Genomic DNA, 13,872 nt, shown 5'->3' on the forward strand with positions numbered 1-13,872 from the left:
ATGCTGGCGGCGGTCACCAGGGCGGCCGGGTGTCACATGGCGTGATCGGGACCGCGCCGGGTTCGGTGCTGGGTGCCCACACCATCCGCCACGTCATCCCACTCGCATCGGCAGCCGTGGTCCGGGTGCGGGTGCCGTAAGAAGACGCCATGCGCGAGGATGCGGGGGATGAGCACCGAGGGGTCGTCGCCCGGGTACAGGCACTGGTGAAGAGCTGTTATTCGAAAGGCGCGGTATTCCCCTGACGGCAGGCATGCTGGTGAGGATCGGTCGGCCTGCTGTGACAGATCTGTTGCTCTCGCCCTCCGCCAGACCATCTCCCTTCTCCTGCACGACGCAGGTGGCGGTTCGAGCCGAAAGTACGGGCAGAGTCTGCTTCTGTCCGATGTTCACGAGATCCACGACATTGCCGTTTGACACGTTGTGCCGGAGCGCGCCTTGCCAGGCTAGGACAGGTGTCCTAATCTGGGCGCCGCCCCTAGGACAGTCGTCCTAGAGCTGTCGGGTGTGAGGTGTTGTCGTGGGTACTCGCGAGCAGATCGTCGATGCAGCGAACCGCCTGTTCTACCAACAGGGCTTCGAGCCGACGTCGTTCGCGGCGATCGCGGAGGCGGTGGGGATCTCCCGGGGCAACTTCTACTACCACTTCAAGACCAAGGACGAGATCCTCGAAGCGGTGATCGAGACCCGATTGGCGAGCACTCGGAAGATGCTCGCCGAATGGGCGGGCGACTCGGCAGATCCGCTGGCTCGTGTGCGGCGGTTCGTCGAGATCGTCATCACCAACCGGGGCGACATCGAGAGCTACGGCTGCCCGGTCGGGACGCTCACGAACGAGCTCGCCAAGCTCGGCCATCCCTCCCGTGCGCACGCCGTGGGCGTCTTCGAGGTGTTCCGCAGCTGGCTGCGCGAACAGTTCGAGGAACTCGGGCTCGATACAGGAGCGGACGACCTAGCAATGCACGTCCTGGCGTTCAGCCAAGGGGTGGCTGCGCTCTCGAACGCGTTCCACGACAGCGACTTCGTACACCGCGAGGTCGACCGGATCAACGCGTGGCTGACTGAGCGACTGGCCTTTCGCCCATCCGCCGACGGGGCGCGTTGAGCCACTCCCGTTGCTCCTAGTTCCTTCCTCGTCCGCATCCCTATCTGTGAGGAGACTTCCGTGTACGTCGCCCTGCTTCGTTTCTCTACCAACAAGGCGGCCGCCGCTGAGCACATGGCCGGGCACCAGAACTGGATCCGCCAGGGCGTGGAGGACGGCGTCTTCGTGCTGATCGGGAGCCTCGAGCCGGGGCCGGGCGGCGCTGTGCTCGCCACGGGGATCGCTCGGGAGGAGCTTCAGGCGCGAGTCGCCGAGGACCCGTTCGTGGTCCATGACGTCGTGGCGGCCGAGGTCATCGAGATCGCCCCCAACCTGACGGACCCGCGCCTTGCGTTTCTCAAGGGCTAGAGGACACACGGAGATGTTCATTGCCCCCGATGGCGAGCTGCGCTGCAGCTGGGCAGGGTCGGCGCCCGTCACTGGTCGGCGACCAGCATGTTCACAAGCTCCTCCAGATCCTGCGCGCTGAAACTGGGCGGGGTCATCGTGCGCGGGTACACAAAGGCTCCGCGCCGCAGCCACGCACCGTCCAGCCCGGCTCTCCGCGCCCCGTCGATGTCCCAGGGATGCACGGCGACCAACATCGCCTGCTCAGGCCGAACGGCGACTCGGTCGACGGCATAGTGGTAGGCCGCCGGTGCCGGCTTCCAACAGCGCGGTCCGCGCACGTCCGACAGGGCCTCGAAGCAGTCCAGCACTCCTGCCGCGTCCAGCAGTCGTTCGGTCATGGCGATGCTGCCGTTGGTCATCGCCGTCATCCGGTACCCCGCATCGCTCAACTTCCGGACACCGTCCGGCACATCCGGGTGCACGTCCAGCTGGGAAAGGCCGTCCAGAATGTGTCGGGCTGCGGCCTCTTCATCTCCCGTCCATCCGTCCAGGCCAGACAGCAGCGTCTGTAGTCCGTCGTGTGCGACGGAGGTGAAGTCCGCGTACGCGCCGGCGGCTGTCAGGGCGAATCCGTCCCGCAGTACCCCGGCGAACCAGGTCGGCAGCAGGTGCCCGGGGGCACCGACGTCCTCAAAGCGAGCACGCAGCGGTGTGAGGTCACTGAGCGTCTCGTTCACGTCGAAGACGAGGACCTGGTGCCGGACGACGGGCATGCTCTTCTCCTCCTTGCATCCGTGCGCGGATGCCGGACGTCGTAGCCCCCTCAGGCTGCGAGTACCCGTCCTGTGTGCGGTTGCGGCAGCGGGCTGCTCCTCTCTCTGCCTGCTGCAGCGTGCTGCCGGGGTACGGGCAAACGGAGTCCGCGGATGGTTCGAGTCTCGAGTCGCACGTCGACACCGCGGCTGTGGCCATGTTCCGACAGGCGGGCCAGGGCCTGGCGGATGTGGGTCGCAGGTTCGTCGATGCAGAGACGTTCCTCCGCGTAGGCGTGGGTGAGCGGGTGAACCCGGAACCGCTGTGGTGCGGTGCGTTCGATCAAGTGCTCTGCCGCCAGAGCCGCAAGGTGATGTTCGGCCACGGCGGACGGTTCGCCCAGGAGTGCGGCGGCTCCTGCGATCTCCACCTCTGTCGGCGGATGGAGTGCCAGCAGGCGAAGGAGTTGCCGCGCACCCGGCGGCAGCCGCGCGTCGGAGGCGGCCAGTGCAGTGCGCACACCGTCCTCCAGGGCCAGGGTAATCAGCGGCTCGCGGTAATAGTCGCCGAGTGCCCAGGCAGGGTGCTCGCGGATGTGCCGGCCGATAACCGAGAGGGCCAGCGGGAGGTGGCCCAGCAAGCCCGCCATCTGCTGGACGGCCGGGAGGTCCGAGGCGAGGCGTTCGGCCCCGGCCGCTGCCCGCAGCAGTTCGACGGAGTCGTCCCGGTCGAGCGGCGGTACCGGCAGACGTGCGGCTTCAGTCAGACCATCCAGCGTGCGCCGGCTGGTGATCAGCGTGCGGCATCCTGAGGTCCCGGGCAGGAGGGGCCGCACCTGTTCGGTGTCTGCCGCGTCGTCCAGGACGATCAGTGCGCCCGTTCCCGCCAGGACTTGGCGATAGAGAGCTGTCCGTGCGTTGAGGTCGTATGGGATGCGGTCGCCGGTGATGCCGAGCAACCGCAGAAAGGTCTCCAGTACGGCAGCAGGGTCGGCGCCTGGGTCCTGCGCAGCGGAGCCTCGCAGGTTCGCGAACAGGACGGGTATGTCGGTGGGTTCTTCGGCGAGAAGCCGGTGTGCGACGTGCAGGGCGAGCGACGTCTTGCCCACACCCGCCATGCCCTCCAGCGCCACCGCCGGTATCTGCCGGTCGGAGGCAAGCAGCGCCTCCGCCTGGACTATCAGGCCGGTTCTGCCGGCGAATGCGGACAGTCCTGTGGGCAGCCGGTCGTAGGCGGTGACGCGTGCGGCGGCCTCGGCTTCGCCGAAAACGGCACGTAGTGACTGGCGCCAGCCGCAGACGATGGCTTCGTCGGAGCCGACGAGTGCCTGGACCACGGCCAGCAGCAGGTCGGCGTTGGGGCGGCGGCGGCCCATCTGGAAACAGTTGCCCACCGTGGAGCGGGCCGGCCATTCGCCGCGCGGGCGTCCTGCCCGCTGCCAGTCGCGGTGGATGCGCCGCGTGATCTCGGTGATCGACGGGTTGCCCGCCCACGCTTTCAGCAGTCTCAGTTCCGCGATGAATTCATCTATGGTGCGGGCTTTTGCCGGATCCAACACCTGCGGCACGAACATCCTCCCCCATGGGACACCTGGGCCACGAACAACCTGGAACACTCGTTTCAAGTTAGACGACATGGGGTCTCGACTGTCAAGCGGTATCCGAGGGTTGACCTCCGACCACGGAGCGCATCCAGGATCATCCACGATCACTCCGGAAGTCCACGTTCCGTCCTGATGCTGAGGGCCGTCCCCGCTCACCGGCACCCCAGGAACCCCACTCGCCCCCTGACGGCGAGCCTTGTGTGCCCCGTTCCAGGACAGGAGTCCGTGCATCACCATGCCCGAAATCGGTGTTTCCCTGCGCCCCGTCGGCGGCAGCGTCGTCGTGGGCCAGGCCAGAGACCACACGCTCACCATCGACCGGCCCAAGGAGAAAGAGGGCACCGACGCCGGTCCCATGGGCGGAGAGCTGCTGCTTTTGTCGCTCGGCGGTTGCTACGTGAGCACCTTCCTCGCGGCCTTGAAGGCCGAGGACCCGCAGGCCGACGCCTCCGAGATCAGCTTCCAGGTCGACGGAAGCCTCGTGAGCGCGCCGACCCGATTCTCCGAAATCACCGTGCAGGTGTCGGCGCCCGCCGTCCTCAAGGACCTGATCTCCAAGCCCCTGCTCAAGGCCGAGCGGGGCTGCATCGTCCACAACTCGATCCGTGACGCCATAGCGGTCCGCTTCACCCACGAGTGGCGCTGACCCTTCCCCCCCACCAAAGGAGACAAGACCGTGGAAATGCAGAACCCCACGATGCAGGACAGCCCGAGCCAGGACCGCGGCATGGCGGACATGGCGACGCAGGCGAGCAGCATGCAGCACGACCCCATGGGCGGCGCGAGCACAGGCAGGCGGCGCGTCACGATCGTCGGGGCGGGCTTCTCCGGCACGCTCAGCGCCATCCGGCTGCTCCACTTCGCCGACATGCCGCTGGAGATATGCCTGATAGAGCGGGAGGAGGGCTACCGCTATGGAGGCATCGCCTTCGGCTGGGCGTCCACCAACTGGGAGCACATGCTCAACATCCAGGCCGGCCGCATCACCCTGCGCCGCGAGCGCCCGGAGGACTTCCTGGAGTGGGCCAACGAGGAGGCGGACCGCTCGGACTGGCCGCAGAAATGGCAGTACCACACCTTCGGCGTGGCCTGCGTCGTGCCGCGGCGGATCTTCCGGCAGTACCTGGCCGAGCGGCTGCGCGGCGCGGCCGCCGACGCCCCCGCCGAGGTGACCCTGCGCGAGCTTACCGGGGAGGTCATCGACGTCCGTGGCCAGAGTGGAGGCTACGTCGTCAAGTACGCCGATTCCTCGGACCAGGGCGGGGTGCACGACCTGTTCTCGGACCAGGTGATCCTGGCGACCGGTCACCTCTCGCCGGTGCAGGCGCCCTTCTATCACCGCATCAAGAACTGCGACCGCTTCCTCGCCGACCCCTACGCCCCCGGTGCTCAGGACTGGTTCAAGGAGGTCGGCCCCGAGGAGAGCGTTCTCGTCACGGGCTCCGCGCTGTCGGCCTTTGACACGGTGATCTCCCTCATCCATGCAGGCCACCGGGGGCAGATCCTGATCTGCTCGCGCGGCGGGCACATGCACGGCACCTACCCCGTCGACCACGAGCACGACATCTGGCAGGCCCGCCGGCCGCCCTTTCTCGACGCCGAGAAGCTCACCCCCGAAGCGGTGGTGGAGGGGATCGAGGCGGAGTACGCCCACCTGCGCGCCGAGCACGGTGTGGAGCCGGGCAGCGCGCTCGAGGCCGTCTTCCCCGAGAGGGTCATGAAGGCATGGGAGCCGTACGTCATCGAGCTGATCTCCCGCATGGACGCCCGCGACGTGCGGATGCTGCTCGACCGGTACAAGAGCCTGATCGTCACCAACCGCACCAGCACCGTGCGGGAGATCGGCGGCGTCGTGCGCAGCCGCATGCGCGGATACAACGGAGCGCCGAAGACGGTCGAGGCTCTGTCCGCCGGTATCCAGGACATGCGTCCCGTCGAGGACGGCACGAAGATCCGGGTGGTCTTCGCCGACCAGCCGGACATCGTCGTCGACCGGGTCGTCAACTGCCTGGGCAACAAGACCGATTACGAGCGCGCCGACCACCCCCTGTGGCACGCCCTGGTCAACGGACACGGCTATGCGCAGCCGCAGACCAAGACCCACCGCGGCATCGAGGTCGGCCCCCACGGACAGCTGATCGCGTCCGACGGTGAGGCGGCGGCCGGCCTGTTCGGCGTCGGCCCGATGCGCCAGGGCGACGAGACCACCCGCCGCGGCCGGCTCGGCGCGTTCGTGTTCAGCATCGGCACCCTGCGCAACCAGTGCTTCGACACGGCGATGGAGGTCCTGCGCCGCCTCGAATCGGCCAGCGACGAGGAGCAGATGGACATCCCCGACGGCATCCACCACTGCCTGATCCGCAGCAGCGACTGGATCGCCGCCGACCTCGCCACCGAGGATCCGCAGGCCACCCGCCTGCGCGAACGCCTGCAGAGCTACGCGAAGGACAACGCCTACCCCAACGCGGTCAACTACCTCCAGGCCCAGGACCGCACCGAGCGCCGCAAGTACCGCACCATCCTGGACGACGACCTGGCCGACTTCGGCGCCGCCCTGGCCCGCGAGTTCGACCTCACCACCCAGCAGGCAAGGCGGACCGTGTCCCTGCTGGCCACGCTCGTGCAAGAGCACGCGGTGCACAGCCTGTGCGACATCACCAAACTGGCGGGCTGGGACTCCCAGTACGCCGGGCAGGTCAAGCACGCCCCGAAGAAGGGCGCGTGATGACAGAGCACACCGAGCAGGAGCTGCTGAGCCGGCTGTTCATGGTCCGGCACGGCGAATCGACCTGCAATTCCGTCCACCGCATCGCCGGGCAGCGCGACGCACCCCTGACCTTCCTCGGCCGGATCCAGGCCGAGAAGGTCGCGGGGCGCCACCGCGGCCAGCACTTCGACCGCGTCTACGTCTCCCCGCTGACCCGCGCCTATGAGACCGCCGACACCATCTTCCGCCTCGACGCCCACGAGGCGGACGCCCCCGAGGTCGTCGTCGACGAGCGCCTGATGGAGCGCGACTTCGGCAGCTACACGCTGGAGAGCAAGTCCATCCTCCAGCGCCGCCACGGCATCGCCGAGTACGAGCGGGCCATGAACGCCGACAGCCCGACCATGCACGGCGGCGAGACGTTCCAGCAGTTCAAGGACCGCGTGCACGCCTTCTACGAGCAGGAGCTGCTGCCTGCGCTGCGGCGCGGCGAGACGGTGTGCGTGGTCTCGCACAAGTACGTCGTGGAGCTGATCTGCCGGTTCATCCTGGACCGCCCGGTCGACGAGTCGTACGACCTGCGGCTGCCCAACTCCCAGATGCTGCAGGGCGACCGGATCCACAGCTACGTCAAGAACGAGAACAAGGCCATGAACATGGTCTACGACTGGATCGTCGTCAACCATCCGGTGGTCTTCTGCGCCGGCCTGGCCGCGGGTCTGCTCGCCAATCTGGCGGGACTGCGGCTCTCGACCTCGCCGTACCTGCTGCTCCTGCTCCTGGTGCTGGCCAGCGTCATCACCATGTGCCGCATCGAGCTGGAGAACGCGAAGGCGTTCGTGACCGACCGCGGCACGCTCCGATCCGTCGCCCTGCGCTACCTCGCCCTGCCGATCGCGTTCGCGGCCCTGGTCCACTGGTGGGACATGGGTAGTTCGAGTACGGCGGCGATCGCCGCGGTGTTCCTGGCCACCCCCAGTTCTGTGGTGGCGATGACCGTCAGCCGTTGTCTCGGCGGAATGATCATGCCGACGTTCGCGCAGGTCCTGCTCTCCTCGCTGGCGGCGGCGCTGTCGTTCTCAGCGGTCCTCGCGCTGACCCTGCACGAGGACGTCGCCGCGGCCGTCGCCATCAGCGCCGCCATCTCGACCGGCGTCGTCACGGCGGCCTACGTCCTGGTCAAGCGCCTGCGGGAGCGCTCTCCCATCCGTACGGCCAAGTACGGCGAGCGCAACGGATACGTGGCCGTGCTGATCCTCACTGCGTTCATCGTGCTGGTCTGCCTCAAGCTCGACCTGGACGGCTTCACCACCTACGCGCCCACCGCCGCAGGCATCGCCGTCGGCCTGCGCCTGGTCGCCGCGCTGCTGAAGCGACGCCGTCACGTCCAGACACTCGACGACTACACCGCCATGACCTACCCGAACGTCTTCGTCGTGGTCATCATCGCCGCGCTCACCGGCAACGCACCCCTGGAGCAGGTGGCGATCTGGACCCTCCTGCCGATGTTCATCCTGTCGTTCTTCGACAGTTTCTACGCCCGCTTCCTCGTCGTCGCCCCCGACGACCCGCGCTGGCCGACCGTCCTCAAGCTCCCCGCGCACCGTCCCCTACGCGGACGCCCGGCCACCGAAGACCCGCGCGAGCCCTCCGTCCCCGCCCGTTCCTGGTGACCACGGGAGTCGATGTGCACCCCACGCACCCCACGGCCTATCTGGCCGCCACCACCGACAAGAACCTGGAACTCGTCCTCCACGTCCTGCCCGCGATCGTTGTCATCCTCGCCGCCTCGGCCCTCTGCGGACGCCTGGCCATACTGGTCAAGCAGCCGCGTGTGCTGGGAGAGATGGTCGCCGGAGTCCTCCTCGGCCCGACTCTGTTCGGCGCGCTGTTCCCCGCGGCGCAAAAGGCGATCTTCGCCCCCGAGGTGAAGCCCATCCTCTACGTCCTGAGCACCATCGGCCTGACCGTCTTCATGTTCCTGGTCGGCGCCGGCCTCGACCACGGCGGCGGCAACGGCAAGAAGGACACCAAGAACGCCGCAGTCCTCGCCGTATCAGGCATCCTTCCGTCACTTCTGCTCGGCGCCGGGAGCGCGTATGTCCTCTACGACCGGCTCTCTCGCCCCGACGTCACCCCGTTCGAGTTCGCGCTCTTCATAGGCGGCGCCCTGTCGATCACCGCGTTCCCGATGCTCGCCCGCATCCTCTACGAGCGGCGGCTGCAGAACTCGCCGCTCGGCCGGATGACCCTGCTGGGCGCCTCGATCGACGACGCCGCCGCATGGTGCTTCCTGGCGGTGCTCTCCGCCATGCACACCGGCGCGGGCGCTCTGCACGTCCTGCGCACCATCGGCTTCACGGCCCTGTTCGCCCTCGTCATGCTCACCGTGGTCGCCCGCCTGCTCAGGCCCATGGGTACGCGGGTCGAGCGCACCGGTCACTTCGGCTTCGACCAGATGTACATCGTCGTGGCCATCGTCCTGCTGTCCGGTCTGTTCACCGACTACATCGGCATCTACTCCGTCTTCGGCGGCTTCATCGCCGGACTCGCCATGCCGCGCAACCCCGCCTTCCGCGAGGCCCTGCACAGCCGCATGATGGACATCGTCTGCGTCCTCCTCCTGCCGATCTTCTTCGCCTTCTCCGGTCTCAACACGGAACTCGGCGGCATCGCCGGATGGGCCATGATCGGCCCGTTCCTGCTGATCCTGGCGGCGGGTTTCGTCGGCAAGTATGCGGGCTGCGCCCTCGCCATGCGCGGCGTCGGCTTCTCGTGGCGCGAATCCTGGGCGGTCGGCGGGCTGATGAACGCACGCGGGCTGATGATCCTCATCTTCATCAACATCGGCCTCGCCCAGGGAATGATCACCAAGGACGTCTTCTCCATGCTGGTGCTGGTCGCGGTCATCACCACCGCCGGCGCCATGCCGCTGTACCGCTGGGCGCTGCCCGAGCGGCTCGAACAGCGGATGTCGCCGCAGGCCCCGGCACCCCAGACCGACTCAGGAACAACCTCACCCGAGGCGGAACCGGTTCACGCCTGACCCACCGGTCGGCCGGAGGCACAAGCGCCCGGCCGACCCCACGTCATCACCCGCTCGCAGTCCTACATCCCGCACGGGAGCAGCCATGCCCAACGGCGTGAACGGCGTCGCCCTCGCCGTCTTCATCCTCTTCTTCCTGGCCGTCACGGTCATGGGCTTCCTCGCCTCGCGCTGGCGCAGGCCCGAGAACGAACACAGCCTCGAAGAATGGGGCCTGGGCGGCCGGTCGTTCGGCACCTGGATCACCTGGTTCCTGCTCGGCGGCGACGTCTACACCGCCTACACCTTCGTCGCCGTCCCGGCGGCGATCTACGCGGCGGGCGCGGCCGGCTTCTTCGCGGTGCCGTATACGATCCTCGTCTACCCGCTGATCTTCACCTTCCTGCCCCGCCTGTGGTCGGTGTGCCATCGCCATGGGTACGTCACCACGGCCGACTTCGTCCGTGGCCGCTTCGGCTCCAAGGGGCTGTCGCTCGCCGTCGCCTTCACCGGCATCCTGGCGACGATGCCGTACATCGCGCTCCAACTGGTCGGCATCCAAGCCGTACTGGACGTGATGGGTGTCGGCGGCGGCGAGAACACCAACTGGTTCGTGAAGGACCTGCCGCTGCTGATCGCGTTCGGTGTGCTGGCGGCGTACACCTACTCCTCGGGCCTGCGCGCCCCCGCCATGATCGCGTTCGTGAAGGACACGCTGATCTACGTCGTCATCACCGTCGCGATCATCTACATTCCGATCAAGCTGGGCGGCTTCGACCACGTCTTCGCTCAGGCGAGCCAGAAGTACGCGGCAGCCGGTGCGGGCGGTCTGCTTCCAGCCGCAGAGGGGCGATGGACGTACGCCACGCTGGCGCTCGGCTCCGCGATGGCCATGTTCATGTACCCGCACTCGATCACGGCGACGCTCTCGTCCCGCAGCCGCGAGGTGATCCGCCGCAGCACGACGGTGATGCCCCTCTACACCCTGATGCTCGGGCTGCTGGCCCTGCTCGGCTTCATGGCGATCGCGGCCGGGGTCAAGGTCACCAACGGCCAGCTGGCGATCCCGCAGCTGTTCGAGGACATGTTCCCGGACTGGTTCGCGGGCGTTGCCTTCGCGGCGATCGGCATCGGCGCGCTCGTCCCGGCGGCCATCATGTCGATCGCGGCCGCGAACCTCTTCACCCGCAACATCTACAAGGACTTCATCAAGCCGGACGCGACCGCGGCCCAGGAGACGAAGGTCTCCAAGCTGGTGTCCCTGCTGGTGAAGGTGGGCGCCCTGGTCTTCGTCCTGACCATGGACAAGACCGTCGCCATCAACTTCCAGCTCCTGGGCGGCATCTGGATCCTCCAGACCTTCCCGGCCCTGGTCGGCGGCCTGTTCACCCGCTGGTTCCACCGCTGGGCACTGCTCGCCGGCTGGGCGGTCGGCATGATCTACGGCACGTTCGCCGCGTACGGCGTCGCCTCCCCGGCCCAGAAGCACTTCGGCGGCTCGGCGAAGGAGATCCCGGGCATCGGCGAGATCGGCTACATCGGCCTCACGGCGTTCGTGCTCAACGTCGCCGTCACGGTGATCCTGACCTTCGCCCTGAAGGCGCTCAAGGCCCCCGATGGCGTGGACGAGACCAGCCCGGAGGACTACAGCGCGGATACGGCAGAAACCGCAGCCGTGTCAGCCGCCACCCTCCGTCCCACGTCACCTGCCCCCAACCCAAGTTGAGAGCCCGATCCCCGGGTGCCTACGCCGCCGCCCTGACGCCGAGCGAGTCCAGGGCGGCGGCCACCGTCCTTTGCAACGACGCGGCGTCGGCACCGGCACGCGAACGCAAGTTGACTCCGTAGGCGAGCAACGCCAGCAGATCCGCGGAAGCACCAGGGTCGGCGCCAGGGGCCAGCTGACCCTGGCGCTCGGCGGTGACCAGCGCTGCGTACATCGCCTCGCGCAGCTCCCGGTGGTGCTGGTCCAGGACGCCGCGCACCTTCGGATCACTGTTCTCGACCCCGGCATGCGCGTTGGAGACCATGCAGCCCCATCGGGCGTACTCACCCGAGCAGCGCGCCTCGATCAGGCCGGCGAAGAACTCGGAGACGGCCGGCAGACCCCGCTCGTCCTCAGCCAGGCGCCGGAACATCGGCTGGGACCGCTGCTCCAGGTACCGGCGCAGCGCGGCGAAGTAGAGCTCCTGCTTGCCGCCGAACGTGGCGTACAGGCTGGAGCGGTTGAGCCCGGTCGCGGTCACCACGTCCTGGATCCCGGTCGAGGCCACGCCCTGCCGCCAGAACAGCCGCACCACGGTCTCCAGGGTGACATCCGGGTCGAAGTGCTTGATGTCCGGCATGTTTCACCCCGCCATCCTGAAATAAGGATTCCAAGATACTCCCCATTCACCACCCCGCAAAGGTGCTGACGGGTACAGAGCGGGACAGGGCGCCCACCTGCGCTAAGGCATCCAGGTTCGTCCACGATCCACCCTAGGTGGCGCCGATCGCCGCGACCATGCCCCCATGAATCGCATACCAGCCCTCTGGGCCGTCGCCTATGGCTCGCGCACACCCCGCCTGCGCCGCTTCCTCGCCCGCCGCACGGTCCACCTCGCCGCCTTCATCCGCGCCCTCGCACTGACCGACCATCGCCCCTTCACCAGCCTCTGACTCTTCGACACCTCCGCACGGCTGGCGCGGGGCCCTTCATACCCCTATCTTGGAACGAGTATTTCAAGATATGCCCCGCTCCAGCCGTCAGCCAGGAGGAACGAAGCGCCATGACCACCCTGAACGCCGAACTGCGCACCTTCTACGAAGCACGTCAGCAGCAGATCCCCGCCGAGATCCGGGAGATCATGCAGCGGGCCGGCCAGGAACTCGCCGACTCCGGCCAGGTCGACAGCGCCCTGACCGTCGGTGCGCAGGCCCCTCGCTTCAACCTCCCCACCGCGACCGGACAGACCCTGGCCTTGGACGAACTGCTAGTTGACGGCCCTGTCGTGCTGACCTTCTACCGCGGCGCGTGGTGCCCGTACTGCAACATCGCGCTGCGCTCACTCCAGCAGCACCACGAGGCCATCACCGCCCGCGGCGCCCGCCTGGTGGCCGTCTCCCCCCAGATCCCCGACGAGTCCCTCACTCTGACCGAGAAGCACGGTCTCGCCTTCGACGTCCTCAGTGATATCGGCTCCGACACCGCCAAGCAGTACGGTCTCGCCTTCGACCTCCCCGACGACCTCGCAGCCGTCTACGACAAGCTCGGTTTCGACCTCCAGCGCGTCAATGACGGCCATCCGCGGACGCTCCCGCTGCCCGCGACTTACGTCATCGACCGCGATGGAGCGATCCGCTGGGCCTTCGTCAACACGGACTACACCACCCGCGCGGAACCGGCCGACATCATCGCCGTCCTCGACGCCATGAGCTGATCGCCATCTCCATCAGTTTTTCGTGTCGGGTCTGTCAAACGAGCGGTGTAACCAGGGTGTTGGGGCTACTGACGGGCTGCTGAGAGACGGCCGTCGAAGGTGATGTCGAAGGCGTTCAGGGCAGTCTTCCAGCGCATGGTCCAGCGGGCCTGGCCCTTGCCGGTGGGGTCCAGCGACATGATGGCCATGTAGACGCATTTCAAGGCCGCGGTCTCGTTCGGGAAGTGGCCGCGGGCCTTGACTGCCCGCCGAATCCTGGCGTTCACCGACTCGATGGCGTTCGTGGTGCAGACGATGCGGCGGATCTCGGTGTCGAACCGGAGGAACGGGGTGGACTCCTCCCACGCGTTCTCCCAAAGCCGGACGATCGCCGGATACTTCTTGCCCCACGCGTCGACGAACTCCGCGAACCGCTCGAGTGCCGCGTCCTCGGTCGCAGCGGTGTAGACGGGCTTGAGGAGCTTGGCGATCTTGTCCCAGTCCTGGCGGGCGGCATAGCGGAAGGAGTTCCGCAGCAGGTGGACCACGCAGGTCTGGACGGTCGTGCGGGGCCAGACGGTCTCCACCGCATCGGGCAGGCCCTTGAGGCCGTCGCAGACGAGCATGAGGACGTCGTTCACGCCGCATTCTTGATCTCGGTGAGGATGTGCATCCAGTGCTTGGCGCCCTCGCCGCCGTCGCCTGCCCACAGCCCCAGGATGTCCGCCGGCCCTCGACGGTGACGGCCAGGGCCACGTAGACCGGCCGGTTCGCCACGGCGCCGTCGCGGACCTTCACGTGGATCGCGTCGATGAAGATCACCGGATAGACGGCGTCGAGGGGCCGGTTCTGCCACTCGGCCATGCCGTCCATGACCTTGTCGGTGATCGTGGAGATGGTCTGGCGGGAGACTTCGGCGCCATAGACCTCGGCCAGATGGGCCTGGACCTC

Annotated in this window: 12 protein-coding genes and 1 pseudogene; 9 read left to right on the forward strand and 4 right to left on the reverse strand. The window is 67.6% G+C overall.

The genetic code is table 11. The features are described 5' to 3' along the window. The first annotated feature begins 520 nt into the window (after positions 1–520). Both ABTX62_RS37055 and ABTX62_RS37060 read left to right on the forward strand, forming a co-directional pair. Positions 521–1,105 carry a TetR/AcrR family transcriptional regulator gene (locus ABTX62_RS37055; protein ID WP_352120300.1) on the forward strand — a complete coding sequence of 195 codons (585 nt, stop codon included), beginning with the start codon at positions 521–523 and terminating at the stop codon, positions 1,103–1,105. A 60-nt stretch (positions 1,106–1,165) separates the two neighbouring features. Further along, complete coding sequence (locus ABTX62_RS37060) at positions 1,166–1,453, forward strand: YciI family protein (protein ID WP_352120301.1); 288 nt, start codon at positions 1,166–1,168, stop codon at positions 1,451–1,453. 68 nt (positions 1,454–1,521) lie between these two features. On the opposite strand, the gene ABTX62_RS37065 is transcribed toward ABTX62_RS37060, so the two are convergent. Both ABTX62_RS37065 and ABTX62_RS37070 read right to left on the reverse strand, forming a co-directional pair. Further along, positions 1,522–2,208, reverse strand: coding sequence for a haloacid dehalogenase type II (locus ABTX62_RS37065; protein WP_352120302.1), 687 nt, complete (start codon positions 2,206–2,208; stop codon positions 1,522–1,524). Between the two features lie 50 nt (positions 2,209–2,258). Next, positions 2,259–3,761 (reverse strand): NB-ARC domain-containing protein, encoded by a 1,503-nt coding sequence (locus tag ABTX62_RS37070; protein WP_352120303.1) that lies wholly within the window; start codon positions 3,759–3,761, stop codon positions 2,259–2,261. A 265-nt stretch (positions 3,762–4,026) separates the two neighbouring features. On the opposite strand from ABTX62_RS37070, the gene ABTX62_RS37075 reads away from it, so the two are divergent. From ABTX62_RS37075 to mctP, 5 genes are all read left to right on the forward strand, one after another. Next, the gene (locus tag ABTX62_RS37075) at positions 4,027–4,437 is read left to right on the forward strand and encodes an OsmC family protein (RefSeq protein ID WP_352120304.1); all 411 of its coding nucleotides are present in this window, start codon (positions 4,027–4,029) and stop codon (positions 4,435–4,437) included. A 36-nt stretch (positions 4,438–4,473) separates the two neighbouring features. Then, positions 4,474–6,516, forward strand: a complete 2,043-nt coding sequence (locus ABTX62_RS37080; RefSeq protein ID WP_352120310.1) for an FAD/NAD(P)-binding protein — start codon at positions 4,474–4,476, stop codon at positions 6,514–6,516. Beyond that, a complete protein-coding gene (locus ABTX62_RS37085) occupies positions 6,516–8,171 on the forward strand; it encodes a histidine phosphatase family protein (RefSeq protein WP_352120305.1) in 1,656 nt (551 codons plus the stop codon). The genes ABTX62_RS37080 and ABTX62_RS37085 overlap by 1 nt, the downstream gene beginning before the upstream one ends. 14 nt (positions 8,172–8,185) lie before the next feature. Then, a complete protein-coding gene (locus ABTX62_RS37090; RefSeq protein ID WP_352120306.1) occupies positions 8,186–9,544 on the forward strand; it encodes a cation:proton antiporter in 1,359 nt (452 codons plus the stop codon). Positions 9,545–9,629: 85 nt separating this feature from the next. After that, positions 9,630–11,249 (forward strand): monocarboxylate uptake permease MctP, encoded by a 1,620-nt coding sequence (gene mctP / locus ABTX62_RS37095; protein WP_352120307.1) that lies wholly within the window; start codon positions 9,630–9,632, stop codon positions 11,247–11,249. 19 nt (positions 11,250–11,268) lie between these two features. Here mctP and ABTX62_RS37100 read toward each other — a convergent pair whose 3' ends face one another. Beyond that, positions 11,269–11,868: a TetR/AcrR family transcriptional regulator gene (locus ABTX62_RS37100; protein ID WP_352120308.1), complete on the reverse strand. Its 600-nt coding sequence runs from the start codon at positions 11,866–11,868 to the stop codon at positions 11,269–11,271. Between the two features lie 166 nt (positions 11,869–12,034). Here ABTX62_RS37100 and ABTX62_RS37105 point away from each other — a divergent pair, with 166 nt between their 5' ends. Together ABTX62_RS37105 and ABTX62_RS37110 are read left to right on the forward strand one after the other, a co-directional pair. Next, positions 12,035–12,181, forward strand: a complete 147-nt coding sequence (locus tag ABTX62_RS37105; RefSeq protein ID WP_165939129.1) for a hypothetical protein — start codon at positions 12,035–12,037, stop codon at positions 12,179–12,181. Between the two features lie 110 nt (positions 12,182–12,291). Next, positions 12,292–12,942 (forward strand): peroxiredoxin-like family protein, encoded by a 651-nt coding sequence (locus ABTX62_RS37110; protein ID WP_352120309.1) that lies wholly within the window; start codon positions 12,292–12,294, stop codon positions 12,940–12,942. A gap of 65 nt (positions 12,943–13,007) precedes the next feature. Here the strand turns inward: ABTX62_RS37110 and ABTX62_RS37115 are convergent. Next, positions 13,008–13,872: pseudogene (locus ABTX62_RS37115) on the reverse strand (IS256 family transposase); the annotation flags it as partial.

The sequence above is a fragment of the Streptomyces sp. NPDC096046 genome (genome assembly GCF_040303285.1).
Lineage (GTDB): Bacteria > Actinomycetota > Actinomycetes > Streptomycetales > Streptomycetaceae > Streptomyces.